This is a genomic window from Enterobacter cloacae complex sp. 2015409 (assembly GCF_041365315.1).
GTDB classification, from domain to species: domain Bacteria; phylum Pseudomonadota; class Gammaproteobacteria; order Enterobacterales; family Enterobacteriaceae; genus Enterobacter; species Enterobacter pseudoroggenkampii.
In genome coordinates, this window is sequence record NZ_JBFTVM010000007.1 from 32,051 (window position 1) to 57,829 (window position 25,779).

Sequence of the window (25,779 nt, forward strand, 5' to 3'; positions counted from 1 at the left end):
GTGGCGCTGCGCTTACCTGACCTACGGATCGTGCCGTAGTCGTAGGGCGGGTAAGCGCACGCGCCACCCGCCGTTTTTCTGCTTACTTAGTAATACGACCCTGAGCATCTTTCAGCGCGGCATCGACAGTCTGACGACCGCTTGCAGCGTTGATAACCGCGGTACGGGTGGCGTACCAGAATGCGGCCATCTGTGGGATGTTCGGCATGATTTCGCCTTTCTGGGCGTTATACATGGTGGCCGCGATACGTGGGTCTTTCGCCAGATGATCCTGGAAGGATTTCAGCGCGACGGCGCCCAGCGGTTTGTCCTTGTTCACTTCATCCAGACCCTGATCGGTCAGCAGGTAGTTTTCCAGGAACTCTTTCGCCAGCTCTTTGTTCGGGCTGGCAGCGTTGATGCCTGCGCTCAGCACGCCAACGAACGGTTTAGACGGCTTGCCTTTGAAGGTTGGCAGCAGCGTCACGCCGTAGTTGATTTTGCTCTTATCGATGTTGGTCCAGGCCCACGGACCGTTGATGGTCATCGCGGTTTCGCCTTTGTTGAACGCCGCTTCCGCGATGGAGTAATCGGTATCCGCGTTCATGTGTTTGTTCTTGATCAGGTCAACCAGGAAGGTCAGACCCGCTTTCGCGCCCGCGTTGTCCACGCCCACGTCTTTCACGTCATACTTGCCGTTTTCAAACTTGAACGCGTAACCGCCGTCGGCAGCAATCAGCGGCCAGGTGAAGTACGGCTCTTGCAGGTTGAACATCAGGGCGGATTTACCTTTCGCCTTCAGCTCTTTATCCAGTTTCGGGATCTCTTCCCAGGTCTTCGGCGGGTTAGGGACCAGGTCTTTGTTGTAAATCAGAGACAGGGCTTCAACCGCGATTGGGTAAGCGATCAGCTTGCCGTTATAGCGAACGGCGTCCCAGGTGAACGGGAACAGTTTGTCCTGGAAGGCTTTGTCTGGCGTCACTTCAGCCAGCAGGCCAGACTGCGCGTAACCCCCGAAACGGTCATGCGCCCAGAAGATGATGTCCGGGCCATCGCCGGTTGCCGCAACCTGCGGGAATTTCTCTTCCAGTTTGTCCGGGTGCTCTACGGTCACTTTGATGCCGGTATCTTTCTCGAATTTTTTGCCCACTTCGGCCAGGCCGTTATAGCCCTTGTCGCCGTTAATCCAGATAACCAGTTTGCCTTCTTCAATTTTGGCGAGCGCCGGTGCGGAAATCATCATTGCTGCGAGGGCGGACAATGCGAAAACGCGTGCGCCAGTCTTGATATTCATAGCTGCCATCCTTTTTGGTGATGTCTCGTGGTATGACTTCAGTGGTTCAACGTGTCTCAGTCTCCTTATTTGACATCCTCTTTCCATCCTCCCAACCCCTACGCCCCACCCCCGGTTTGTGTGATCTCCGTTGCATAAATTTAAGTTATGAGTGCTGGCGCACATAAAAACCCACCGAATTTTGCAGGCGGCTTCACGAATTTTGCCTCAGCCCTCCCGCAGCGGTCGCAGAGCCTGCTCCCTCATCCTCCCGCCTCCTCCCCCATAAAAAAGGCGGGGGGTGGAGGATTCGGGAAAGTAATGGATACCCCATAGTGAACTTATCTTGAATGTTTCTGTCGGTGACAGGTTGTAACGAAGGGAGAAGGGCATGGCGAGCGTACAGCTGCGTAATGTAACGAAAGCCTGGGGTGACGTTGTGGTGTCGAAAGACATCAATCTGGACATCAACGAAGGCGAATTCGTGGTGTTTGTTGGCCCATCAGGCTGTGGTAAATCTACTCTGCTGCGTATGATTGCCGGTCTTGAAACCATCACCAGCGGCGACCTGCTGATCGGTGATACCCGAATGAACGACATCCCACCTGCCGAACGTGGCGTCGGTATGGTGTTCCAGTCTTATGCTCTCTATCCCCATCTTTCCGTTGCCGAGAACATGTCCTTTGGCCTGAAGCTGGCCGGCGCGAAGAAAGAGGTTATTAACCAGCGCGTGACGCAGGTGGCGGAAGTGTTACAGCTGGCGCACCTGCTGGAGCGTAAGCCGAAAGCGCTCTCCGGTGGCCAGCGTCAGCGTGTGGCGATTGGCCGTACCCTGGTGGCCGAACCGCGCGTGTTCCTGCTTGATGAACCTCTCTCTAACCTGGATGCCGCCCTGCGCGTCCAGATGCGTATCGAAATCTCCCGTCTGCACAAGCGTCTTGGCCGCACGATGATTTACGTCACCCACGATCAGGTCGAAGCGATGACCCTCGCCGACAAAATCGTGGTGCTGGATGCCGGTCGCGTGGCGCAGGTGGGCAAACCGCTGGAGCTGTATCACTACCCGGCAGACCGCTTTGTTGCGGGCTTTATTGGCTCGCCAAAGATGAACTTCCTGCCCGTCAAAGTGACCGCGACCGCGATTGAACAGGTACAGGTGGAGCTGCCAAACCGCCAGCAGGTCTGGCTGCCGGTCGACAGCGCCAACGTACAGGTCGGGGCAAACATGTCCCTCGGTATTCGTCCTGAGCACCTGCTGCCGAGCCACATCGCCGATGTGACCCTGGAAGGTGACGTTCAGGTCGTCGAACAGCTTGGTCACGAAACACAGATTCATATCCAGATCCCCGCCATCCGTCAGAACCTGGTCTACCGCCAGAACGACGTGGTGTTGGTAGAAGAGGGTGCCAGATTCGCTATCGGCTTGCCGCCAGAGCGTTGCCATCTGTTCCGTGAGGATGGCACTGCATGTCGTCGGTTGCACAAAGAGCCAGGCGTTTAAGCAATCCCAAAAGAAGACACGAAACCGACAGGTGAAGTGTTCAAAGAAAAGCAATGATCTCAGGAGATAGAATGATGATTACTCTGCGCAAACTTCCTCTGGCAGTTGCCGTCGCAGCGGGCGTAATGTCTGCTCAGGCAATGGCCGTGGATTTCCATGGTTATGCTCGTTCCGGTATCGGCTGGACGGGGAGTGGCGGCGAACAACAGTGCTTCCAGGCAACCGGTGCTCAAAGTAAATACCGTCTGGGTAACGAATGTGAAACCTATGCGGAACTGAAGCTGGGCCAGGAAGTATGGAAAGAAGGTGATAAGAGCTTCTACTTCGACACCAACGTAGCATACTCCGTGGGGCAGCAGAACGACTGGGAAGCCACTAACCCGGCGTTCCGTGAAGCCAACGTGCAGGGAAAAAACCTGATTGAATGGCTGCCAGGTTCGACTATCTGGGCCGGTAAGCGCTTCTATCAGCGTCATGACGTCCACATGATCGACTTCTACTACTGGGATATTTCTGGTCCTGGTGCGGGTATCGAAAACGTCGATCTGGGCTTCGGTAAACTGTCTCTGGCAGCGACCCGTTCTCAGGAAGCGGGTGGTTCCTACACCTTTAGCAGCCAGAATATCTATGACAAATCGAAAGATACGGCGAACGACGTGTTTGACATGCGTCTGGCGGGGCTGGAGACCAACCCGAACGGTACTCTGGAACTGGGCGTCGACTATGGACGTTCCAATAAAACTGATGGTTACAGCTATGCAGACGGCGCGTCGAAAGACGGCTGGATGTTCACCGCTGAACACACCCAGAGCATGCTGAAGGGCTATAACAAGTTCGTTGTTCAGTATGCAACGGATGCGATGACCACTCAGGGTAAAGGCCTTTCACAAGGTTCCTACGGTTCGACCTTCGATATTAAAAATGACGATGGCTCGGTCACCCACTATGTTGATGACTACATCAACAACAACGGTAAGCTGTGGCGCGTGCTGGATCACGGTGCCATCTCCCTCGGCGATAAATGGGATCTGATGTACGTCGGTATGTACCAGAAACTGGATCTTGATAACGACCTGGGTACCGACTGGTGGACCGTGGGCGTTCGTCCAATGTACAAGTGGACGCCAATCATGAGTACCCTGCTTGAAGTCGGTTACGACAACGTCAAGTCTCAGCAGACTGGCGATCGTAACAATCAGTACAAAATTACCCTGGCACAACAGTGGCAGGCTGGTGACAGCATTTGGTCTCGTCCGGCGCTGCGTATCTTTGCAACTTATGCCAAGTGGGATGAGAACTGGGGTTACATCAAAAACGGCGATAAGGTCCTGAAATACGCAGCCGACAATAACTCCGGCTTCACCACCACTAGCCGTGGTGACAGCGATGAGTGGTCCTTCGGCGCCCAGATGGAAATCTGGTGGTAATCCCGTCTTAACCTGACGTAATGACCAAACTGAGGGGCGCAAGCCCCTCAATCCTTGGGACGGCGCGCTATTGCCTGGCTACCGCTGACCTGTGCATTTTGAGGTGATAACAATGAAAATGAACAAAACTCTCCTTGCTCTTTGTTTATCCGCAGGGCTGCTGGCAAGCGCGCCAGCAGTAACGCTCGCTAATGTGAATTTCGTTCCGCAAAACACAACATCCGCGCCGGCCATTCCGGCCGCTGCGTTGCAACAGCTGGTCTGGACGCCTGTCGATCAATCTAAAGCCCAAACGACCCAGCTCTCGACGGGGGGGCAACCACTTAATGTTCCGGGCATCAGTGGTCCGGTGGTTGCATACAGTGTGCCTGCAAACATTGGCGAACTGACGTTGACGCTCACAAGTGAAGTTAACAAGCAGACCAGCGTTTTTGCACCGAACGTGCTCATTCTTGACCAGAACATGACGCCTTCTGCGTTCTTCCCTAGCGAATACTTTACCTATCAGGAGCCTGGTGTCATGAGCGCAGACCGCCTCGAAGGGGTAATGCGCCTGACGCCTGCGCTGGGTCAGCAGAAAATTTATGTACTCGTCTTCACCACGGAAAAAGATTTGCAGCAAACCACTACGCTGCTTGATCCCGCTAAGGCCTATGCCAAAGGCGTAGGTAACGCCGTGCCGGATATCCCGGACCCAATCGCCCGCCACACCACTGACGGTCTTGTGAAGCTGAAAGTGTCTACCAATAGTGCGTCCAGCGTCCTGGTCGGCCCGCTGTTTGGCTCCTCCGGTACCGGACCTGTCACCGTAGGCAACACCGCTGCGCCTGCCTATACCGCGCCAGCTGCCACGGCAGCCGCACCGGTAGCGACCGCAGCACCGGCCCCGACGAAGAAAGCGGAGCCGGTACTGAACGACACCGAAGAATACTTCAACAACGCCATTAAGCAGGCGGTGAAGCGCGGCGATGTCGATAAAGCGCTGAAACTGCTTGATGAAGCCGAACGTTTAGGTTCAACCACTGCCCGTTCCACCTTTATCAGCAGTGTAAAAGGCAAGGGGTAACCGTTTCCCCGCAGTGCTGATTTGTTAGTTGTTTGGTGCGCCTGAGTGGGCGCACTTTTTTTCGTCTCCGCCGGGCTGTTGCACTCTTGTTGCGATCGTGATCGTTAAATAACGTTTGGCCCCCCTCAATCCGTGTTTCTGCGATACAATGCCATTACGTTATGTATCGGAGAGTCTGGCATGTCAAACCCTGCGCTAACGCAACTGCGTGCGCTGCGCTATTTCGACCAAATACCTGCGCTTGAACCGCAGCAACTGGACTGGTTGCTGCTGGAAGATTCCATGACGAAACGTTTTGAGCAGCAGGGTAAAACGGTTACGGTGACCCTGATTCAGGAAGGGTTTGTCTCTGGCGATGAGATTGCCAGCGAGCTGCCGCTGCTGCCGCAAGAGCCACGTTACTGGCTGCGTGAAATTTTACTTTGTGCCGATGGCGAGCCGTGGCTTGCCGGGCGGACGGTGGTGCCCGAGTCCACCCTTTCCGGTCCAGAACTGGCGCTGCAACGTCTGGGGAAAACGCCGCTGGGGCGTTACCTTTTCACCTCGTCTGAGCTTACCCGGGATTTTATTGAGATTGGTCGTGATGCCGAACTCTGGGGGCGTCGTTCCCGCCTTCGCCTGAGCGGTAAACCGTTAATTCTGACGGAGCTTTTTTTACCGGCATCACCGTTGTACTAAGAGGAAGAAAAAATGGAGTGGAGCCTGACGCAGAATAAGCTGCTGGCGTATCACCGCTTAATGCGTACCGATAAACCCATTGGCGCGTTGCTGTTGCTGTGGCCGACCCTCTGGGCGCTGTGGCTCGCCACGCCGGGCGTGCCGCCGCTGTGGATCCTTGGCGTGTTCGTAGCCGGCGTCTGGCTGATGCGCGCGGCGGGCTGCGTGGTGAATGACTATGCCGATCGTAAATTCGACGGTCATGTTAAGCGTACTGCCGGTCGTCCGTTACCCAGCGGACAGGTCACCGGGAAAGAAGCCCGCGTGCTGTTTATTGTTCTGGTGCTGCTCTCTTTCCTGCTGGTGCTAACCCTCAACACCATGACCATCCTGCTTTCCGTTGCGGCGCTGGCCCTGGCCTGGGTGTATCCGTTTATGAAGCGCTACACCCATCTGCCGCAGGTGGTGCTGGGGGCGGCGTTTGGCTGGTCGATTCCGATGGCGTTTGCGGCGGTTAGTGAGTCCTTACCGCTCAGCTGCTGGCTAATGTTCCTGGTGAACATTCTCTGGGCCGTGGCGTATGACACCCAGTACGCGATGGTTGACCGCGACGATGACCTGAAAATTGGCATCAAATCAACCGCCATCCTCTTTGGCCGTCAGGACAAGCTGATCATCGGTATCCTGCAGGTTGCGGTACTGGCGCTGATGGTGGCGATTGGTCGTCTGAACGGGCTGAACTGGGAGTTCTACTGGTCCGTGCTGGTGGCGGGACTGCTGTTTGCGTACCAGCAAAAGCTGATTGCGAAGCGCGAACGCGACGCCTGCTTCAAAGCGTTTATGAACAATAATTACGTCGGTCTGGTGCTGTTTTTAGGCCTGGCGATGAGCTACTTCATATAAAAAAAGCCGGGTGGCGGCTTCGCCTTACCCGGCCTACTATTTAGCAGGATATGTAGGCCCGGTAAGCGTCAGCGCCACCGGGCGTTTTTTTACCGGCGACGCAACAGCCTGAGCGCGTTCGCCGTCACCAGCACCGTTGCCCCGGTATCCGCCAGTACTGCCAGCCACAGCCCGGTCATGCCCAGCAGCGTGGTCACCAGGAAAATCCCCTTCAACCCCAGCGCGATGCCGATGTTCTGACGGATATTGGCCCGCGTCGCGCGCGCAAGATCGATCATCTGCGCCAGCCCGGTCAGGCGGTTGTGGGTCAATGCCGCGTCAGCCGTTTCCAGCGCCACGTCGGTCCCGCTGCCCATCGCAATACCAATGGTGGACGCTTTCATCGCCGGAGCATCGTTAATCCCGTCACCGACCATCGCCAGCGGTGCGCGAGCGTTCAGCTCCGTTACCGCGCTGACCTTATCCGCAGGCAACAATCCGGCTTTAAACGCCAGCCCCAGCTCACCCGCAATTGCTGCCGCCGCGCGAGGGTTATCGCCGGTGAGAATCACCCCCTGCACGCCCAGCTGATGTAGCGCCACCACAGCTTCTTTTGCGTCATCGCGGAGGGTGTCGCGCATCGCCAGCATCCCTTTTGCGACGCCGTCCTGCATCACGCTCACAACAGTTTGTCCGGCCTGTTCTAACGCCTCCACCTCTGGAGTAGAAGACTTGCCAGCCGCGACAATCAGTACCTTTTTACCGTCAACGGTGGCCTCAATCCCTGACCCGACCAGCGCCCGCTGGGCGGTTGCCGGAGGGATGTTCAGCCCGCGCGACTGCGCTTCACGCACGATCGCCTGCGCCAGCGGGTGAGTGGAACCCTGCTCAACGGCGGCGGCCAGCGTAAGCAGTTCATCTTTACCGATATCCTGCGGATATACGCCGGTCACCTGCGGTTTGCCCACGGTCAGCGTACCGGTTTTATCGAACGCGATTTGCTGAACCTGGCTCAGCTGCTCCAGCGCCGCGCCGCCCTTAATCAGCGCCCCGCGCCGCGCCGCAGCCGCCAGCCCGGAGGTAATCGCCGCCGGGGTGGAAATCACCAGCGCGCACGGACAGCCGATCAGCAATAGCGTCAGCCCTTTATAAATCCAGCCCTCCCAAGGCGCGCCAAAGAACAGCGGTGGGACGACGGTAACCAGCAGGGCCACCAGCATAATGGCGGGCGTGTAGATCCGGCTGAAGCGGTCAATAAAGCGTTCGACCGGCGCGCGGCGCTCTTCGGCCTCTTCAATCAGCTTCAGGATACGGTCGATGGCGCTGTCGCCCGGCTCGGAAAGCACGGTGAGCTGTACCAGACGGTCGACGCTGGTGGCACCCGCAGGCACTTTTTCACCCGCCTCACGTTCAACCGGAATGGACTCGCCGGTCAGGGCGCTTTCATCGAAGCTCGCGGTGGCGGTAAGCAGCGCGCCGTCTGCAGGCAAGCGTCCGCCTGCCGCGACTTCAATCACGTCGCCCGGGCGCAGCTTATTGATGGCGACCGTTTCACGCGTGCCGTTTACCACGCGCGTGGCGGTTTCCGGCTTCAGCGCCATCAGCGCGCTGACCCCTTTACGCGCCCGGCTGGCTGCCCAGCCCTCAAGGCGTTCACCGATTAAGAACAGCAGCAGCACCATCGCCGCTTCTGCCGTTGCGCCAATAAACAGCGCGCCGATAGCCGCCACGCTCATCAGCGTTTCGATGGCAAACCAGCTGCCGCTTTTCATCAGGCGCAGCGCCTGACGGGCAATCGGGAACAGCCCGACCAGCGTGGTGGCGATAAACGCCAGGTTGCCGAACGGGTGGTTGAACTGTTCCAGCCCCCAGCTCAGGGCCATCATGATGATGAGGGTAATGAGCGGCAGGTTTTCTTTCAGGGAAGAGGCTTTTTCAGCGGGCGCCGTTTCGCTACGCAGGGTATAGCCCGCCTTGCTGACGGCGGCTTCCACCTGTTTGCTGACGTCGTTATCGGCGCTGACCAGCAGCTTTTCAGTGGCGAACAGCACCTGAACGTGACTCACGCCCGGCACTTGTTTGACGGCGTTTTCCACTTTGCGCGCACAGGCGGCGCAGTCCATGCCGTTAACGACCCAGCTGTAGTGATTTCCGCTTTCCGGAAGGGGTTGAGTTTGCGTTTCACACGCGCCTTCGCAGCAGCAGTCGTCTTTCGGCGGAACCGGGCTGAGCTTAAGTGCCGAGAATTGTGGAACTTTTTTAGATGTTTCTGGAGTCGACATGGCAGTCTCCGGTAATGATAATTTTCTCATTAACCGCAGCATACACTCTGGAGTCGACTCCAGAGTCAAGACTTATTTAAATATACAGCGAACGCACGATCAGGAAGTGCCCGGCAAAGTAGCAGGCGGCGGCAATCGCGTTATCCGCACGGAAGCGGCGACGATAGTGGCTGCCCAGCCAGACGACATTCCCGATCAGCAGCAGCGCGGCACCGAAGAACGCGGACATCGCCGGAGCGGTCGGACGGAAGAACCACAGCTCGCCCGCCAGCCACACCATTACCAGGGTCATGGCGATAAACGTGCAGACCGGCAAACGCATCTCTTCCAGACGTGACCAGATCACCGCGATCAGCAGCGCGCCAATCACCAGCAGCACCAGCGGCAGCGGCCAGAAGAAGGAGAGCGTCATCTGGCTGGCAAAGTAGATGGTGTAAAGCAGATGCGACAGGAAGAACGCGCCGACGGCATAGAGCAGGCGCTGACGGGGGAGCAGAGTCAGCGCATCGCCTATCAGGGACGCACACAGCCCGGCGAGCACCAGATAGCTGACGGCGTTGAACATCGGCGCTTGCCAGGCCAGCAGCAGCAGGAGCAACAGCGTGACCGGTTTAAACAACCAGCGCTGCCAGGTGGGACCGCGGTACGACGCATCGACATAAAGCCATGCGGAAAAACAGACAGCGATAAATGACCAAAGCATATTAACTCCCTGTATCTGTTAAGTCTGAATAATCAGTTTCTGATCCAGTGTAGTGACGCGGGCGGGCGTTTGGCAATGGCGGGGAAGGCAGGGTATCCTGAATTCCGCATAATCTGATGGGATTGTAGAATGAGCAAGATGCCGCTGTTTTTCATTATCGTGGTGGCGATTATCGTCATTGCCGCCTCGTTCCGCTTCGTGCAGCAGCGCCGCGAGAAGGCGGATAACGATGCCGCACCCCTGATGCAAAAGCGCGTGGTGGTGACGAACAAACGCGAGAAACCGCTCAATGACCGCCGCTCACGCCAGCAGCAGGTGACGCCTGCGGGCACAACAATGCGCTATGAAGTGAGCTTTAAGCCGGAAACGGGCGGCCTGGAGATGACCTTCCGCCTGGAGGCGCAGCAGTACCATCAGCTGACGGTGGGAGAGAAAGGAACGCTGAGCTACAAAGGGTCGCGATTTGAAGGGTTCAGTACGGAATAATGCACGAACGGTTCCCTCTCCCTGTGGGAGAGGGGTAGGGTGAGGGCATCAGGCCGCGCCTTACTTCTTCACCTGCGCCTTAAACTTCTTCATCCACACCAGCAGCTCAAACACGCCGAAAATAAACACGCGCAGCTGCTGCCAGCCCGTCATCTGCGGGCCGTCTTTCGGCAGACCGTTTTTCAGCATCACCATCTGCAGGGCGTGCATGAACGAGGTGAAAATCAGCGCCACGTTAACGAAAATGTTCATCGGGCGCGGGAACGGGTGCACCAGATTCAGAATCAAAAACGCCCAGACGCCCAGCATCAGCAAACGTCCCAGGTTAATCAGTACCGGCATCGGATCCTCCTTGTGCCTGACGGTGATAAAGACGATAAGCAACCTGACCCGCGACTTTTTCACGGTGCAGATCCCAGTGAGCGGGAACCGGCGGTAAACCGTTTTCCACTTCGCTTTCAACGTAAATTAGCGCGTCATCCGCCAGCCAGCCGTTTTGCTCCAGCAGGGATAGCGTCTCCTCCAGCAACCCCTTACGGAACGGCGGGTCGACAAACACCACGTTATGCGGCGTGCCTTTCTGCGCAAGAAAACTCAGCGTGTTGGTGTTCACGACTTTGGCGTTGCCCGCCTTCAGCGTCGCCAGATTTTGCTGCAGCGTCTGCGCCACGCCGCGCTCCATCTCCAGCAGCGTGGCGCTGGCGGCATAGCGCGACAGCGCTTCCAGACCGAGCGCGCCGCTTCCTGCGAAGCAGTCCAGGCAGTGGGCGTCTACCATTGACGGGGCCAGCCAGTTAAACAGCGTCTCGCGCACGCGGTCGGTAGTAGGGCGTAAACCGGGGCTGTCCGGCACCGGTAATTTCCGGCCTCGCCACTGACCGCCGATAATACGAATTTGACCGGCCGGGGCGCGGTTGGGTTTCTTCATCTCAGGAAAGCTCTGTTAACAATTGGCCTGCGATTGCGGGCGGTGATGTCAATTAAGTAAAGTGTTAGACTATTTCATCATTTTTTTAGCTTCCATGTATATAGCGCCGCGAGGAGTGTAGTCGCAGATGGCAAAACAAAAAAAACGTGGCTTCTTTTCCTGGCTGGGCTTCGGTGAAAAAGAGCAAGAAACAGAACAGAAAACCGAAGAGCAACAAGCCGTTGAAGAGCAGTCACCGCCTGAAACGCCTGTAGAAACCGCCGCGGTAGTCGACGCGGAAGAAACGGCGCACAGCAAAGAAGAGGTTGAATCCTTTGCAGAAGAGGTGGTTGAGGTCACGGAACAGGTTCAGGAGAGCGAGAAGCCAGAACCGGTTGTCGTTGATGACATTACCGAAGCGCCGCAGGCCGTTATCGAGCATGAAGAGCTGCCGCTGCCGGAAGAGGTGAAAGCCGAAGAGGTGTCTGCCGAAGAGTGGCAGGCCGAAGCGGAAACCGTTGAAATTGTTGAGGCGGTGGAAGAAGAAGCGGCACTAGAGCCAGAACTGACCGACGAAGAGCTTGAAGCCCAGGCGCTGGCGGCGGAAGCCGCTGAAGAAGCGGTCATCGTGGTGCCGGTGGAAGAAGAACCGGAAGAAGAGATCGTTCAGGAGCAGGAAAAACCGACCAAAGAAGGTTTCTTCGCCCGCCTGAAGCGCAGTCTGCTCAAAACCAAAGAAAACTTAGGTTCCGGATTTATCAGTCTGTTCCGCGGCAAGAAGATCGACGACGATCTCTTTGAAGAGCTGGAAGAACAGCTGCTGATTGCGGACGTCGGCGTGGAAACCACCCGTAAGATCATCGCCAACCTGACCGAAGGGGCGAGCCGCAAACAGCTGCGCGACGCCGAAGCGCTGTACGGCCTGCTGAAAGACGAGATGGGTGAAATTCTCGCAAAAGTTGACGAACCGCTTAATATTGAAGGCAAAACGCCATTTGTTATTCTGATGGTCGGCGTGAACGGCGTAGGTAAAACCACCACCATCGGCAAGCTGGCGCGTCAGTTCGAGCAGCAGGGCAAATCGGTGATGCTGGCGGCGGGCGACACCTTCCGTGCGGCGGCGGTTGAGCAGCTGCAGGTTTGGGGTCAGCGCAACAACATTCCGGTGATTGCCCAGCATACCGGCGCGGATTCCGCGTCCGTGATCTTCGACGCCATTCAGGCGGCGAAGGCGCGCAACGTGGACGTGCTGATTGCCGATACCGCAGGGCGTTTGCAGAACAAATCGCACCTGATGGAAGAGTTGAAGAAAATCGTTCGCGTCATGAAGAAGCTGGACGAAGACGCACCGCATGAAATTATGCTGACCATTGACGCCAGCACCGGACAGAACGCCATCAGTCAGGCGAAGCTGTTCACTGAAGCGGTAGGACTGACGGGGATCGCGCTGACCAAGCTGGACGGCACCGCGAAAGGCGGGGTGATCTTCTCCGTGGCCGACCAGTTCGGCATTCCTATCCGTTACATCGGTGTGGGCGAGCGTATTGAGGATTTGCGTCCGTTTAAGGCGGACGACTTTATTGAGGCATTATTTGCCCGAGAGGACTAACAATGATTCGCTTTGAACACGTCAGCAAGGCCTATCTCGGTGGGAGACAAGCGCTGCAGGGGGTGACATTCCACCTGCAGCCGGGCGAGATGGCATTCCTGACCGGCCATTCCGGCGCGGGGAAAAGTACCCTGCTCAAGCTTATCTGTGGGATCGAGCGGCCAAGCGCCGGGAAAATCTTTTTCGGCGGGCATGAGATCAGCCGCCTGAAAAACCGCGAAGTGCCGTTCCTGCGTCGTCAGATCGGCATGATTTTCCAGGATCACCACCTGCTGATGGATCGCACCGTTTTCGATAACGTGGCCATTCCGCTGATTATTGCCGGCGCCAGCTATGACGATATCCGCCGTCGCGTCTCTGCGGCGCTGGATAAGGTCGGGCTGCTGGACAAAGCGAAGAACTTCCCGATCCAGCTCTCCGGCGGTGAACAGCAGCGCGTGGGCATCGCCCGCGCGGTGGTGAACAAGCCTGCCGTGCTGCTGGCGGATGAACCGACCGGTAACCTGGACGATGCCCTGTCAGAAGGGATTTTGCGTCTGTTTGAGGAATTCAACCGCGTAGGGGTCACCGTATTGATGGCGACGCACGATATCGGGCTCATTTCCCGTCGTTCGTACCGCATGCTGACCCTGAGCGACGGGCATTTGCACGGAGGGCACGGTGAACAAGCGTGATGCAATAAACCAGATTCGGCAGTTCGGGAACCGGTTTGACCGTTTCCGTAAGCCGCAGGGCGGTGGTGACGGCAATCGTAATGCGCCGAAGCGCCAGAAGGCCGCGACAAAACCGGCCTCCCGTAAAACCAACGTGTTTAACGAACAGGTACGCTACGCTTTCCACGGCGCGCTGCAGGACCTGAAAAGCAAACCGCTGGCGACGTTCCTGACGGTGATGGTGATTGCCATCTCCCTGACGCTGCCAAGCGTCTGCTATATGGTCTATAAAAACGTCAACCAGGCGGCATCACAGTATTATCCGTCCCCGCAGATCACGGTCTATCTGGATAAAGCGCTCGACGATAACGCCGCGGCGCAGGTGGTTGGGCAAATCCAGGCCGAGCAGGGCGTGGAGAAGGTCAACTATCTCTCACGTGAAGACGCGCTGGGCGAGTTCCGTAACTGGTCGGGCTTTGGCGGCGCGCTGGATATGCTCGAAGAGAACCCGCTGCCCGCCGTGGCGGTGGTGATCCCGAAGCTGGATTTCCAGGGGACCGATTCGCTTAACACGCTGCGCGATCGCATCACGCGCATTAAGGGCATTGATGAAGTGCGCATGGATGACAGCTGGTTTGCGCGTCTCTCAGCCCTGACCGGGCTGGTAGGACGCGTCGCGGCGATGATTGGCGTGCTGATGGTGGCGGCGGTCTTCCTCGTCATTGGTAACAGCGTTCGCCTGAGCATCTTTGCTCGTCGCGATACCATCAACGTGCAGAAACTGATTGGTGCGACGGATGGCTTCATCCTCCGACCGTTCCTTTACGGTGGTGCACTGCTCGGTTTTTCCGGCGCATTTCTTTCACTGATATTGTCAGAAATTTTGGTGATGCGGCTTTCGTCGGCCGTGACTGAAGTGGCGCAGGTTTTCGGAACGAAGTTTAATATCAGCGGCTTAGGTTTCGATGAGTGCCTGTTACTGCTGCTGGTGTGCTCGATGATTGGGTGGGTGGCAGCCTGGCTGGCAACCGTTCAACATTTACGTCACTTTACTCCCGACTAATAAAAGCGTGATATAATCTTTCCCTGCACCGAGATGTTCGCTCTGCAGGGAAAGCGTCCCTGTTGTCTCTTCCCCTGTTATCATCTCCATGTCACATTTTGTGCGTAATTTATTCACCGTTGCACCTGGAACTTGTGGATAAAATCACTGTCTGATAAAAGAGTGAATGCTAATCTCGTTGCTCAAACGCTTTGGCATGGTTGTTGCCTGACGGGGACGACCTGGACCAGAAGAAACATTGAGAGGAATGAATGACCAAAGAAATGCAAACTTTAGCTTTAGCCCCTGTTGGTAACCTGGAATCTTATATCCGGGCTGCGAACACCTGGCCGATGTTAACGGCCGAGGAAGAAAAGGAGCTTGCTGAAAAGCTGCATTACCAGGGCGATCTGGAAGCAGCTAAGACGCTGATCCTGTCTCACCTGCGCTTTGTTGTTCACGTTGCTCGTAATTATGCGGGCTACGGCCTGCCGCAGGCGGACTTGATTCAGGAAGGTAACATCGGTCTGATGAAGGCTGTACGTCGCTTTAACCCGGAAGTGGGTGTGCGACTGGTCTCCTTCGCCGTGCACTGGATCAAAGCAGAAATTCACGAATACGTGCTGCGCAACTGGCGTATCGTGAAAGTCGCCACGACAAAAGCGCAGCGCAAACTGTTCTTTAACCTGCGTAAAACCAAGCAGCGTCTGGGCTGGTTCAATCAGGATGAAGTGGAAATGGTGGCGCGCGAGCTGGGCGTAACCAGCAAAGACGTGCGTGAGATGGAATCCCGTATGGCCGCGCAGGACATGACCTTTGATATGTCCTCAGACGACGACGCATCTGACAGCCAGCCGATGGCACCGGTTCTGTATCTGCAGGATAAAACCTCTAACTTTGCTGATGGCATCGAAGAGGATAACTGGGAAGATCAGGCCGCGAACAAGCTGACCCATGCGATGGAAGGCCTCGACGAACGTAGCCAGGATATTATCCGCGCCCGCTGGCTGGACGAAGACAACAAGTCCACGCTGCAGGAGCTGGCCGACCGCTACGGCGTCTCTGCGGAACGTGTCCGTCAGCTTGAAAAGAACGCCATGAAAAAACTTCGCGCCGCTATCGAAGCGTAATTTCCGCGAAGTACACCGAGAACCCTCGAATGCAAATTCGGGGGTTTTGTTTTTTTAGCGCCCGCTCTGGCGAATTCCCTCCCCCTGGCAAACACTTACTGATGCGCTAAGCAGGCGACTTTCTCAGGGGGACAGGGTGAAAAACAACGAACTGAACGACCGGCGTTTACAGGCGACGCCGCGCGGCATCGGCGTGATGTGTAACTTCTATGCCGATAAAGCTGAAAACGCCACGGTGTGGGACGTCGAGGGCAACGAGTACATCGACTTCGCCGCCGGTATCGCGGTGCTGAATACCGGCCATCGCCATCCCAAAGTCATTTCCGCCATCGAAAAACAACTCCACGCCTTTACCCATACGGCGTACCAGATCGTGCCGTATGAAGGCTATGTGGCGCTTGCCGAACGTATCAACGAACGCGTGCCCGTTGAAGGCCCTGCCAAAACGGCGTTCTTTTCAACGGGAGCAGAGGCGGTTGAAAACGCGGTCAAAATTGCCCGGGCGTACACCAAACGTCCCGGCCTTATCACCTTCGGCGGCGCGTTCCACGGCCGCACCTTTATGACCATGGCGCTGACCGGCAAAGTTGCGCCGTACAAGCTCGGCTTTGGCCCGTTCCCCGGTTCGGTTTATCACGCGCAGTATCCGAATGAACTGCACGGCGTCAGCACCGCTGAGGCGTTGAAAAGCCTGGAACGCATCTTTAAAGCAGATATCGCACCCGACCAGGTCGCGGCCATTATTCTCGAACCGGTTCAGGGAGAGGGCGGTTTCAACATCGCGCCAGCCGATTTTATGCAGGCGCTGCGCGCCCTGTGCGATACCCACGGCATTTTGCTGATTGCCGACGAGGTGCAAAGCGGCTTCGCCCGTACCGGCAAGCTGTTCTCGATGGAACATCACTGCGTGAAGCCGGATCTGATCACCATGGCGAAAAGCCTGGCGGGTGGGATGCCGCTCTCAGCGGTGTCGGGCCGGGCTGAGGTGATGGATGCCCCCCCGCCGGGCGGGCTGGGCGGTACCTACGCCGGAAACCCGCTGGCGATTGCCGCGGCGCATGCCGTGCTCGACGTGATTGATGAGGAAGATCTCTGCACGCGCTCGGCGCATCTGGGCCATCACCTGGTGGAAGTGCTGAACAAAGCGAAGGAACACTGCCCGTATATCGCGGACATTCGCGCCCAGGGCTCAATGGTGGCGGTGGAGTTTAACGAACCGCAAACGGGCCAGCCTTCGCCGGAATTTACCCGCCAGGTGCAGGAGCGCGCGTTGCAGGAAGGGCTGCTTCTTCTGAGCTGCGGCGTCTACGGCAACGTCATTCGTTTCCTCTATCCGCTGACGATCCCTGAAGTGCAGTTCCGTAAAGCGCTGGACATTATCTCCGCCTCGCTGACACGTTAAAGCCATATGCCCGGCGAAAATCCCTGCCGGGCCTGGCATATATTCATTTCAAATTAGCTATTCCAAAATCATAAAAATCGGGTATGTTTTAGCAGAGTATGCTGAAAAAGCGCGAACAGCACACCTATAACTGACATAAAGCGCTGCACAACAACATCACAACAATCGTAATAACCATAATAATGGGGAATCTCAGGATGAACATGAAGGGTAAAGCGTTACTGGCAGGATGTATCGCGTTGGCATTCAGCACCATGGCACAGGCAGACATCAAAGTGGCTGTGGTTGGCGCGATGTCCGGTCCGGTAGCACAGTACGGCGACCAGGAATTTACCGGCGCTGAGCAGGCGGTTGCAGACATTAATGCTAAGGGCGGTATCAAGGGCGAAAAACTGCAGATCGTAAAATATGATGATGCCTGTGACCCGAAACAAGCGGTCGCGGTCGCGAACAAAGTGGTGAACGACGGGATCAAATACGTTATCGGTCACCTGTGCTCTTCCTCTACTCAGCCCGCGTCTGACATCTACGAAGACGAAGGTATTCTGATGATCACCCCGGCGGCGACTGCGCCAGAGCTGACCGCGCGCGGCTATAAGCTGACCCTGCGCACCACCGGCCTGGACTCTGACCAGGGCCCAACCGCGGCGAAATACATCGTTGAAAAAGTGAAGCCGAAGCGCATTGCCATCGTTCATGACAAGCAGCAGTACGGTGAAGGTCTGGCGCGTTCAGTGCAGGACAACCTCAAGAAAGCCAATGCTGACGTGGTGTTCTTCGACGGGATCACCGCCGGTGAGAAAGACTTCTCCACCCTGGTGGCGCGTCTGAAGAAAGAGAATATTGATTTCGTTTACTACGGTGGCTACCACCCGGAAATGGGGCAGATCCTGCGCCAGGCGCGCGCTGCGGGCCTGAAAACACAGTTTATGGGCCCGGAAGGCGTGGCGAACGTTTCCCTGTCTAACATTGCAGGTGAATCAGCCGAAGGTCTACTGGTGACTAAACCGAAGAACTACGACCAGGTGCCAGCGAACAAGCCTATCGTAGATGCCATCAAGGCGAAGAAACAGGATCCAAGCGGCGCGTTCGTCTGGACCACCTATGCGGCGCTGCAGTCTCTGCAGGCGGGCCTGAACCAGTCAGCCGAACCGGCTGAGATTGCCACCTGGCTGAAAGCGAACACGGTCCAGACCGTCATGGGGCCACTCTCCTGGGACGCGAAGGGCGACCTGAAGGGCTTCGAGTTCGGCGTGTTTGACTGGCATGCTAACGGGACTGCTACTGACGCCAAATAAACGCAAATGGCAACCGTAAGGTTGCCATTTTAGTGTTTGCACCCTCTCCCTGTGGGAGAGGGCCGGGGTGAGGGCATCAGGCCGCACCGCACGCATCACCCCGCACAATTCACCCCAAACGCTTCTCCCAGCCGCTCTCCTGCGCCGTAAACCCTAACGCCTGCATAAACGCCGCCATCACGCCGCGGTCTTCCACGCCGACGTCAGCCATCCACCATGAGGTCACGCTCGGGTTTTCGCGGATCACTTCTTCAATTAAATACTGTCCCACACCGCGACGACGGGTGACGTCACGTACGCGCAGCGAGTCCAGCGCCCCTTCTGTACCGCTCAGGGTGACGCGAACCGCAGCCAGCAGGCGCTCGTTAAAACGCGCGGCATATATGCGGTGGGTCTCATCCACGCGTAGCGACGAAGGGGAATATTCCGGCCAGATCTTGCCCAGGTCGATATGATCCTGGTCGCTAAAGGTCACCAGACGCACGATAGTCAGTTTCATTAGCTACTTGTCCAAATCAGATTGAGTAGGGGCAGTGTACTCAATTTATTCACTCAGCGGCTTCCTCTTTTTATTCTCATTAACCAGGTGATTAGTTTTTTGGCAACGCGATGGGCAGTTTGAAAACACATGGATCGAAAAATAAGCAGAATTTTAACCTGAAGGGTAGTGATTTATTCGGCGCTTTGTACCGTTATTTTATGCTGCAAACTGCACTTTTATTTGTTTATCTCTGCCTGATTTCAGAATATTATCTTTGCTTAATCGCCTGAAAAATAGAGATTTTAGTCTGGTTTTTGACAAAAACCTGCGCTAAACCATTAAAGGCACTGGTAAAAATAGCGTTGTTCATTAAAAGTACAGAATGCTTTTTAACCATAATAAAACAAAATATAAACACGACATCACGAATGGGGATTCAGAGATGAAAAGGAACGCGAAGACGTTAATCGCGGGGATGGTCGCACTGTCGATCTCGCATGCCGCTATGGCGGAGGACATTAAAGTTGCGGTAGTGGGTGCGATGTCCGGCCCTGTTGCCCAGTGGGGTGACATGGAGTTCAACGGTGCGCGCCAGGCCATCAAAGACATCAACGCTAAGGGCGGCATCAAAGGCGACAAGCTGGTGGGCGTGGAATATGACGACGCCTGCGATCCGAAACAGGCCGTCGCGGTCGCCAACAAAATCGTCAACGATGGCATCCAGTATGTGATCGGCCACCTGTGTTCATCCTCCACCCAGCCTGCGTCTGATATCTACGAAGACGAAGGCATCCTGATGATCACCCCTGGCGCAACTAACCCTGAGCTGACCCAGCGCGGTTATCAGCACATTATGCGTACCGCCGGTTTGGACTCCTCTCAGGGGCCCACCGCCGCCAAATACATCCTTGAAACCGTTAAGCCGCAGCGTATCGCCATTATTCATGACAAGCAGCAGTACGGCGAAGGCCTGGCGCGCTCCGTTCAGGACGGCCTGAAAAAAGGCGGCGCGAACATCGTCTTCTTCGACGGCATTACCGCCGGTGAGAAAGACTTCTCCGCGCTGATCGCCCGTCTGCAAAAAGAGAATATCGACTTCGTTTACTACGGCGGCTACTACCCGGAGATGGGACAGATGCTGCGTCAGGCGCGTGCCACCGGTCTGAAAACCCAGTTTATGGGGCCAGAGGGCGTGGGCAATGCCTCCCTGTCAAACATCGCGGGGGATTCAGCCGAAGGCATGCTGGTGACGATGCCAAAACGCTATGACCAGGATCCGGCCAACAAGGCTATCGTGGATGCGCTCAAGGCGCAGAAGAAAGATCCGAGTGGTCCGTACGTCTGGATCACCTACGCAGCCGTACAGTCTCTGGCCACCGCGCTGGATCGCTCCGGCAGCAAAGAACCGCTGGATCTGGTGAAAGATTTAAAAGCACACGGGGCGAACACCGTGATTGGGCCGCTGAACTGGGATGAGAAAGGCGATCTGAAGGGATTTGAGTTTGGTGTCTTTAAGTGGCACGCCGACGGTTCGTCCTCGGCCGCCAAATAATTATCCCACCGCCCGGACCGCCGGGCGGGTATAAAAAGGTTTGCATATGTCCGAGCAGTTTCTCTATTTCCTGCAGCAGATGTTTAACGGCGTTACGCTGGGAAGCACCTACGCGCTGATCGCCATCGGCTATACGATGGTTTACGGCATTATCGGCATGATCAACTTCGCCCACGGCGAGGTCTACATGATCGGTAGCTACGTCTCCTTTATGATTATTGCTGCCCTGATGATGATGGGCATCGACAGCAGCTGGCTGCTGGTCGCCGCCGGGTTTGTCGGCGCGATTGTGATTGCCAGCGCCTACGGCTGGAGCATTGAGCGCGTGGCCTATCGGCCGGTGCGCAGCTCCAAGCGTCTGATTGCGCTGATTTCCGCCATCGGGATGTCGATCTTCCTGCAAAACTACGTCAGCCTGACCGAAGGCTCGCGCGACGTGGCGCTGCCAAGCCTGTTTAACGGCCAGTGGATTGTGGGGGCCAGCGAAAACTTCGCGGCTTCTATCACCACCATGCAGCTGGTTATCTGGGTCGTGACCTTTATTGCGATGCTCGCCCTGACGCTGTTCATCCGCTACTCGCGGATGGGACGCGCCTGCCGCGCGTGTGCAGAAGATCTGAAGATGGCGAGCCTGCTCGGCATCAACACCGACCGCGTGATTGCCCTGACCTTCGTGATTGGCGCCGCGATGGCGGCGGTGGCGGGTGTCCTGCTCGGCCAGTTCTACGGCGTGATCAACCCGTACATCGGCTTTATGGCCGGGATGAAAGCCTTCACCGCGGCGGTATTGGGCGGTATCGGCAGTATTCCGGGTGCCATGATTGGCGGCCTGATCCTGGGCGTGGCGGAGGCGCTCTCCTCGGCGTATCTGAGCACGGAATATAAAGACGTGGTGTCGTTTGCCCTGCTGATTCTGGTTCTGCTGGTGATGCCTACCGGTATTCTGGGCCGTCCGGAGGTAGAGAAAGTATGAAACCGATGCATTTTGCAATGGCGCTGCTCTCTGCCGCCATGTTCTTCGTGCTGGCGGGCGTCTTTATGGGCGTCCAGTTAGGTCTGGACGGCACGAAGCTGGTGGTGGATACCGCCCCCGACATCCGCTGGCAGTGGGTATTTATCGGCACCGCCGTGGTGTTCCTGTTCCAGCTGCTGCGTCCGCTGTTCCAGAAATCGCTGAAAAACGTCTCCGGGCCGAAATTCGTTCTGCCGGCCATCGACGGGTCTACCGTGAAGCAGAAGCTGTTCCTCGTGGCGCTGCTGGTAGCCGCCGTGGCGTGGCCGTTTGTGGTGTCTCGCGGCACCGTGGATATCGCTACCCTGACCATGATCTACGTGATTCTCGGTCTCGGTCTGAACGTGGTGGTGGGGCTCTCTGGCCTGCTGGTGCTGGGCTACGGCGGCTTCTACGCCATCGGCGCCTACACCTTCGCGCTGCTGAACCACTATTACGGCCTCGGCTTCTGGACCTGCCTGCCGCTGGCGGGGCTGGTCTCTGCCGCTGCGGGCTTTCTGCTTGGCTTCCCGGTATTGCGCCTGCGCGGTGACTACCTGGCGATTGTGACCTTAGGCTTCGGCGAAATCGTCCGTATCCTGCTGCTTAACAACACCGAAGTGACCGGCGGCCCGAACGGCATCAGCCAGATCCCGAAACCAACCTTCTTCGGCCTGGAGTTCAGCCGTACCGCCCGCGAAGGCGGCTGGGACACCTTCAGTAACTTCTTCGGCGTGAAGTATGACCCGTCCGACCGTGTAATCTGGCTCTATCTGGTGGCGCTGCTGCTGGTGGTCATTACCCTGTTCGTGATTAACCGTCTGCTGCGCATGCCGCTGGGCCGCGCGTGGGAAGCGCTGCGTGAAGATGAGATCGCCTGCCGCTCCCTGGGCCTGAACCCGACCCGCATCAAGCTGACCGCGTTCACCATCAGCGCCGCGTTTGCCGGTTTCGCCGGAACGCTGTTTGCCGCCCGTCAGGGCTTTGTGAGCCCGGAATCGTTCACCTTTGCCGAGTCCGCCTTTGTGCTGGCGATTGTGGTGCTCGGCGGTATGGGCTCGCAGTTCGCCGTTATCCTCGCGGCCATCCTGCTGGTGGTCTCGCGCGAGCTGATGCGCGACTTTAACGAATACAGCATGCTGATGCTGGGTGGTTTGATGGTGCTGATGATGATCTGGCGTCCGCAGGGCTTGCTGCCGATGACTCGTCCACAGCTGAAGCTGAAACGCACTCAGGCGAAAGGAGAGCAGGCATGAGTCAGCCATTATTATCCGTTAACGGTCTGATGATGCGTTTTGGCGGCCTGCTGGCGGTCAACAATGTGTCACTGGATCTGCACAAGAAAGAGATTGTCTCCCTGATTGGCCCGAACGGCGCGGGGAAAACCACGGTCTTTAACTGCCTGACCGGCTTCTACAAGCCGACGGGCGGCACCATCATGCTGCGCGACAAGCATCTTGAAGGGCTGCCGGGCCAGCAGATTGCCCGCATGGGCGTGGTGCGTACCTTCCAGCACGTGCGTCTGTTCCGCGAGATGACGGTGATTGAGAACCTGCTGGTCGCTCAGCATCAGCAGCTGAAAACCGGGCTGTTCTCCGGCCTGCTGAAAACCCCGGCCTTCCGCCGCGCGCAGGATGAAGCGCTTGACCGCGCGGCGACCTGGCTCGACCGAATTGGCCTGCTGCAGCACGCCAACCGTCAGGCGAGCAACCTGGCCTACGGCGACCAGCGTCGTCTGGAGATTGTGCGCTGCATGGTGACCCAGCCGGAGATCCTGATGCTCGACGAACCGGCGGCAGGGCTCAACCCGAAAGAGACCAAAGAGCTGGACGAGCTGATTGCCGAACTGCGCGATCACCACGACACTACCATTCTGCTGATCGAGCACGACATGAAGCTGGTGATGGGCATTTCGGACCGTATCTACGTGGTTAACCAGGGTACGCCGCTGGCAAACGGCACGCCGGAAGAGATCCGCAACAACCCGGACGTGATCCGCGCATACCTGGGTGAGGCATAAGATGGAAAAAGCGATGTTAACGTTCGACAAGGTCAACGCGCACTACGGCAAGATCCAGGCGCTGCACGACGTCAGCCTGCATATCAATCAGGGTGAAATCGTGACCCTGATTGGCGCCAACGGCGCGGGTAAAACTACGCTGCTCGGCACCCTGTGCGGCGACCCGCGCGCCACCAGCGGGCGGATCGTGTTTGATGGTAAAGACATTACCGACTGGCAGACCGCCAGAATCATGCGTGAAGCGGTGGCGATTGTTCCGGAAGGGCGCCGGGTCTTCTCCCGCATGACGGTGGAAGAGAACCTGGCAATGGGCGGCTTCTTTGCTCACCGCGATGAATACCAGACCCGCATCAAGTGGGTGTACGAACTCTTCCCGCGCCTGTGGGAGCGCCGCATTCAGCGTGCGGGCACCATGTCCGGCGGTGAACAGCAGATGCTGGCGATAGGCCGCGCGCTGATGAGCCAGCCGCGTCTGCTGCTGCTGGACGAGCCGTCGCTCGGTCTGGCGCCGATCATCATCCAGCAGATTTTCGACACCATTGAGCAGCTGCGCAAAGAGGGGATGACCATCTTCCTCGTCGAGCAGAACGCCAACCAGGCGCTGAAGCTGGCTGACCGTGGCTACGTGCTGGAGAACGGCCGCGTAGTGCTGGAAGACACCGGCGACGCGCTGCTGGCGAACGAAGCGGTGCGGAGCGCGTATCTGGGCGGATAGGTAAAAGCAAAAAGGCAACGCAAGTTGCCTTTTTTAGTGTTTTCTCCCTCTCCCTGTGGGAGAGGGCCGGGGTGAGGGCACCAGACCGCACGAGGTAAAAGCAAAAAGGCAACGCAAGTTGCCTTTTTTAGTGTTTTCTCCCTCTCCCCGTGGGAGAGGGTCGGGGTGAGGGCACCAGACCGCACCTAACCCCCCAACCCCCTTCACACAACCATCATCCCCCTGACGCCTGGCTGTCACTTATCTGTAAACAAACAGTTATTTTTCTGTAATTCGAGCATGTCATGTTACCTCGCGAGCATAAAACGCGTGATATCGCGCATCCGGCACAATAAGAGAGATGACAATGACATCGTTACGACACACAGCTTTGGGTCTGGCACTGGGTCTGGCTTTTGCGACGAACGCAATGGCTGTCACCACCATTCCGTTCTGGCATTCAATGGAAGGGGAGTTGGGTAAAGAAGTTGACTCCCTGGCGCAACGTTTCAACGACACCCATCCGGATTACAAAATTGTGCCGGTGTACAAAGGCAACTATGAGCAGAGCCTGAGCGCGGGCATCGCCGCCTTCCGTACCGGCAACGCACCTGCACTGTTACAGGTTTATGAAGTGGGTACCGCCACTATGATGGCCTCCAAAGCCATCAAGCCGGTCTATGAAGTGTTCAAAGAAGCGGGTATCAACTTCGATGAATCCCAGTTCGTGCCGACCGTAGCGGGTTACTACACCGATTCCAAAACCGGCCATCTGCTGTCCCAGCCGTTTAACAGCTCTACTCCGGTGCTCTACTACAACAAAGATGCCTTCAAAAAAGCTGGTTTAGACCCGGAGCAGCCGCCAAAAACCTGGCAGGACCTGGCGGAGTACACCGCGAAGCTGAAAGCGGCGGGGATGAAGTGCGGCTACGCCAGCGGCTGGCAGGGTTGGATCCAGATTGAAAACTTCAGCGCCTGGCACGGCCTGCCGGTGGCGACCAAAAACAACGGCTTCGACGGCACCGATGCGGTACTGGAGTTCAACAAGCCGGAGCAGGTGAAGCACATCGCGCTGCTTGCCGACCTGAACAAGAAGGGCGACTTCAGCTACTTCGGGCGTAAAGACGAATCCACCGAGAAGTTCTACAACGGTGATTGCGCCATTACCACCGCCTCGTCCGGCTCGCTGGCGGATATCCGTCACTACGCCAAATTCAACTATGGCGTGGGCATGATGCCGTACGACGCTGACGTGAAGGGCGCGCCGCAGAACGCCATCATCGGCGGGGCGAGCCTGTGGGTGATGCAGGGTAAAGACAAGGGCACCTATAAAGGCGTGGCCGAATTCCTCGACTTCCTGGCGAAGCCTGAAAATGCCGCCGAGTGGCACCAGAAGACCGGCTACCTGCCGATCACCAAAGCCGCGTATGACCTGACCCGCGAGCAGGGCTTCTACAGCAAAAACCCGGGTGCGGACATCGCGACGCGCCAGATGCTGAACAAGCCGCCGTTGCCGTTCACCAAAGGCCTGCGCCTGGGCAACATGCCGCAGATCCGCACCATCGTGGATGAGGAGCTGGAAAGCGTGTGGACCGGGAAGAAAACGCCACAGCAGGCGCTGGACTCTGCGGTAGAGCGCGGAAATCAGCTGCTGCGCCGCTTTGAGCAGTCGACCAAATCGTAATTCAAACTAATCCCCCTCACCCTAACCCTCTCCCCAAAGGGGAGAGGGGACGATTACACC

At 57.1% G+C, this 25,779-nt stretch carries 24 protein-coding genes; 18 read left to right on the forward strand and 6 right to left on the reverse strand.

Annotated features, from left to right (window positions below):
• Positions 1-82: 82 nt before the first annotated feature.
• Entirely contained in the window at positions 83-1,273 is a 1,191-nt protein-coding gene (gene malE / locus ACDO57_RS21090; protein WP_370884558.1) for a maltose/maltodextrin ABC transporter substrate-binding protein MalE, read from the reverse strand.
• A 370-nt stretch (positions 1,274-1,643) separates the two neighbouring features.
• Between malE and malK the strand changes: the two genes are divergently transcribed.
• The 5 genes from malK to ubiA all read left to right on the forward strand — a co-directional run bounded on the left by malK (position 1,644) and on the right by ubiA (position 6,806).
• On the forward strand, positions 1,644-2,753 hold the full coding sequence (gene malK / locus ACDO57_RS21095) for a maltose/maltodextrin ABC transporter ATP-binding protein MalK (RefSeq protein WP_032650555.1): 1,110 nt from the start codon (positions 1,644-1,646) through the stop codon (positions 2,751-2,753).
• A 71-nt stretch (positions 2,754-2,824) separates the two neighbouring features.
• Positions 2,825-4,180 carry a maltoporin gene (locus ACDO57_RS21100; protein WP_024906682.1) on the forward strand — a complete coding sequence of 452 codons (1,356 nt, stop codon included), beginning with the start codon at positions 2,825-2,827 and terminating at the stop codon, positions 4,178-4,180.
• A 112-nt stretch (positions 4,181-4,292) separates the two neighbouring features.
• Positions 4,293-5,246 (forward strand): maltose operon protein MalM, encoded by a 954-nt coding sequence (malM, locus tag ACDO57_RS21105; protein ID WP_024906683.1) that lies wholly within the window; start codon positions 4,293-4,295, stop codon positions 5,244-5,246.
• 180 nt (positions 5,247-5,426) lie between these two features.
• Positions 5,427-5,924, forward strand: coding sequence for a chorismate lyase (gene ubiC / locus ACDO57_RS21110; RefSeq protein WP_370884559.1), 498 nt, complete (start codon positions 5,427-5,429; stop codon positions 5,922-5,924).
• Between the two features lie 12 nt (positions 5,925-5,936).
• Positions 5,937-6,806 (forward strand): 4-hydroxybenzoate octaprenyltransferase, encoded by an 870-nt coding sequence (gene ubiA, locus ACDO57_RS21115; protein WP_370884560.1) that lies wholly within the window; start codon positions 5,937-5,939, stop codon positions 6,804-6,806.
• Between the two features lie 89 nt (positions 6,807-6,895).
• On the opposite strand, the gene zntA is transcribed toward ubiA, so the two are convergent.
• Together zntA and ACDO57_RS21125 are read right to left on the reverse strand one after the other, a co-directional pair.
• Positions 6,896-9,067: a Zn(II)/Cd(II)/Pb(II) translocating P-type ATPase ZntA gene (zntA, locus tag ACDO57_RS21120; protein WP_370884561.1), complete on the reverse strand. Its 2,172-nt coding sequence runs from the start codon at positions 9,065-9,067 to the stop codon at positions 6,896-6,898.
• 76 nt (positions 9,068-9,143) lie between these two features.
• The gene (locus tag ACDO57_RS21125) at positions 9,144-9,770 is read right to left on the reverse strand and encodes a lysoplasmalogenase (protein WP_024906687.1); all 627 of its coding nucleotides are present in this window, start codon (positions 9,768-9,770) and stop codon (positions 9,144-9,146) included.
• Between the two features lie 129 nt (positions 9,771-9,899).
• On the opposite strand from ACDO57_RS21125, the gene ACDO57_RS21130 reads away from it, so the two are divergent.
• Entirely contained in the window at positions 9,900-10,256 is a 357-nt protein-coding gene (locus tag ACDO57_RS21130; RefSeq protein WP_370884562.1) for a DUF2500 domain-containing protein, read from the forward strand.
• 60 nt (positions 10,257-10,316) lie between these two features.
• On the opposite strand, the gene ACDO57_RS21135 is transcribed toward ACDO57_RS21130, so the two are convergent.
• Positions 10,317-10,598 carry a DUF1145 family protein gene (locus tag ACDO57_RS21135; protein ID WP_010436509.1) on the reverse strand — a complete coding sequence of 94 codons (282 nt, stop codon included), beginning with the start codon at positions 10,596-10,598 and terminating at the stop codon, positions 10,317-10,319.
• Positions 10,582-11,184, reverse strand: a complete 603-nt coding sequence (gene rsmD / locus ACDO57_RS21140) for a 16S rRNA (guanine(966)-N(2))-methyltransferase (RefSeq protein WP_024906689.1) — start codon at positions 11,182-11,184, stop codon at positions 10,582-10,584. The genes ACDO57_RS21135 and rsmD overlap by 17 nt, the downstream gene beginning before the upstream one ends.
• A gap of 127 nt (positions 11,185-11,311) precedes the next feature.
• Between rsmD and ftsY the strand changes: the two genes are divergently transcribed.
• The 6 genes from ftsY to livJ all read left to right on the forward strand — a co-directional run bounded on the left by ftsY (position 11,312) and on the right by livJ (position 18,297).
• The gene (gene ftsY / locus ACDO57_RS21145) at positions 11,312-12,772 is read left to right on the forward strand and encodes a signal recognition particle-docking protein FtsY (protein WP_148770054.1); all 1,461 of its coding nucleotides are present in this window, start codon (positions 11,312-11,314) and stop codon (positions 12,770-12,772) included.
• A 2-nt stretch (positions 12,773-12,774) separates the two neighbouring features.
• Positions 12,775-13,446: a cell division ATP-binding protein FtsE gene (gene ftsE / locus ACDO57_RS21150; RefSeq protein ID WP_023310016.1), complete on the forward strand. Its 672-nt coding sequence runs from the start codon at positions 12,775-12,777 to the stop codon at positions 13,444-13,446.
• Entirely contained in the window at positions 13,433-14,488 is a 1,056-nt protein-coding gene (ftsX, locus tag ACDO57_RS21155; protein ID WP_024906691.1) for a permease-like cell division protein FtsX, read from the forward strand. The genes ftsE and ftsX overlap by 14 nt, the downstream gene beginning before the upstream one ends.
• Positions 14,489-14,739: 251 nt before the next feature.
• The gene (rpoH, locus tag ACDO57_RS21160) at positions 14,740-15,597 is read left to right on the forward strand and encodes an RNA polymerase sigma factor RpoH (RefSeq protein WP_024906692.1); all 858 of its coding nucleotides are present in this window, start codon (positions 14,740-14,742) and stop codon (positions 15,595-15,597) included.
• Positions 15,598-15,733: 136 nt separating this feature from the next.
• Positions 15,734-16,999 (forward strand): 4-aminobutyrate--2-oxoglutarate transaminase, encoded by a 1,266-nt coding sequence (locus ACDO57_RS21165; RefSeq protein WP_370884563.1) that lies wholly within the window; start codon positions 15,734-15,736, stop codon positions 16,997-16,999.
• Positions 17,000-17,196: 197 nt separating this feature from the next.
• Complete coding sequence (gene livJ / locus ACDO57_RS21170) at positions 17,197-18,297, forward strand: branched chain amino acid ABC transporter substrate-binding protein LivJ (protein ID WP_024906694.1); 1,101 nt, start codon at positions 17,197-17,199, stop codon at positions 18,295-18,297.
• 109 nt (positions 18,298-18,406) lie between these two features.
• On the opposite strand, the gene panM is transcribed toward livJ, so the two are convergent.
• Positions 18,407-18,796, reverse strand: a complete 390-nt coding sequence (gene panM / locus ACDO57_RS21175) for an aspartate 1-decarboxylase autocleavage activator PanM (protein WP_024906695.1) — start codon at positions 18,794-18,796, stop codon at positions 18,407-18,409.
• Positions 18,797-19,220: 424 nt separating this feature from the next.
• Between panM and livK the strand changes: the two genes are divergently transcribed.
• The 6 genes from livK (at position 19,221) to ugpB (ending at position 25,719) form a co-directional block, all read left to right on the forward strand.
• Entirely contained in the window at positions 19,221-20,330 is a 1,110-nt protein-coding gene (livK, locus tag ACDO57_RS21180; RefSeq protein ID WP_024906696.1) for a high-affinity branched-chain amino acid ABC transporter substrate-binding protein LivK, read from the forward strand.
• Between the two features lie 46 nt (positions 20,331-20,376).
• On the forward strand, positions 20,377-21,303 hold the full coding sequence (livH, locus tag ACDO57_RS21185; protein WP_008500099.1) for a high-affinity branched-chain amino acid ABC transporter permease LivH: 927 nt from the start codon (positions 20,377-20,379) through the stop codon (positions 21,301-21,303).
• Positions 21,300-22,577, forward strand: coding sequence for a high-affinity branched-chain amino acid ABC transporter permease LivM (locus ACDO57_RS21190; RefSeq protein WP_024906697.1), 1,278 nt, complete (start codon positions 21,300-21,302; stop codon positions 22,575-22,577). Before livH ends, ACDO57_RS21190 begins: the two co-directional genes overlap by 4 nt.
• Entirely contained in the window at positions 22,574-23,341 is a 768-nt protein-coding gene (gene livG / locus ACDO57_RS21195) for a high-affinity branched-chain amino acid ABC transporter ATP-binding protein LivG (protein WP_024906698.1), read from the forward strand. The genes ACDO57_RS21190 and livG overlap by 4 nt, the downstream gene beginning before the upstream one ends.
• Before the next feature lies 1 nt (position 23,342).
• The gene (gene livF / locus ACDO57_RS21200; protein ID WP_008500102.1) at positions 23,343-24,056 is read left to right on the forward strand and encodes a high-affinity branched-chain amino acid ABC transporter ATP-binding protein LivF; all 714 of its coding nucleotides are present in this window, start codon (positions 23,343-23,345) and stop codon (positions 24,054-24,056) included.
• A gap of 346 nt (positions 24,057-24,402) precedes the next feature.
• Positions 24,403-25,719: a sn-glycerol-3-phosphate ABC transporter substrate-binding protein UgpB gene (ugpB, locus tag ACDO57_RS21205; RefSeq protein ID WP_023310025.1), complete on the forward strand. Its 1,317-nt coding sequence runs from the start codon at positions 24,403-24,405 to the stop codon at positions 25,717-25,719.
• Positions 25,720-25,779 lie beyond the last annotated feature (60 nt).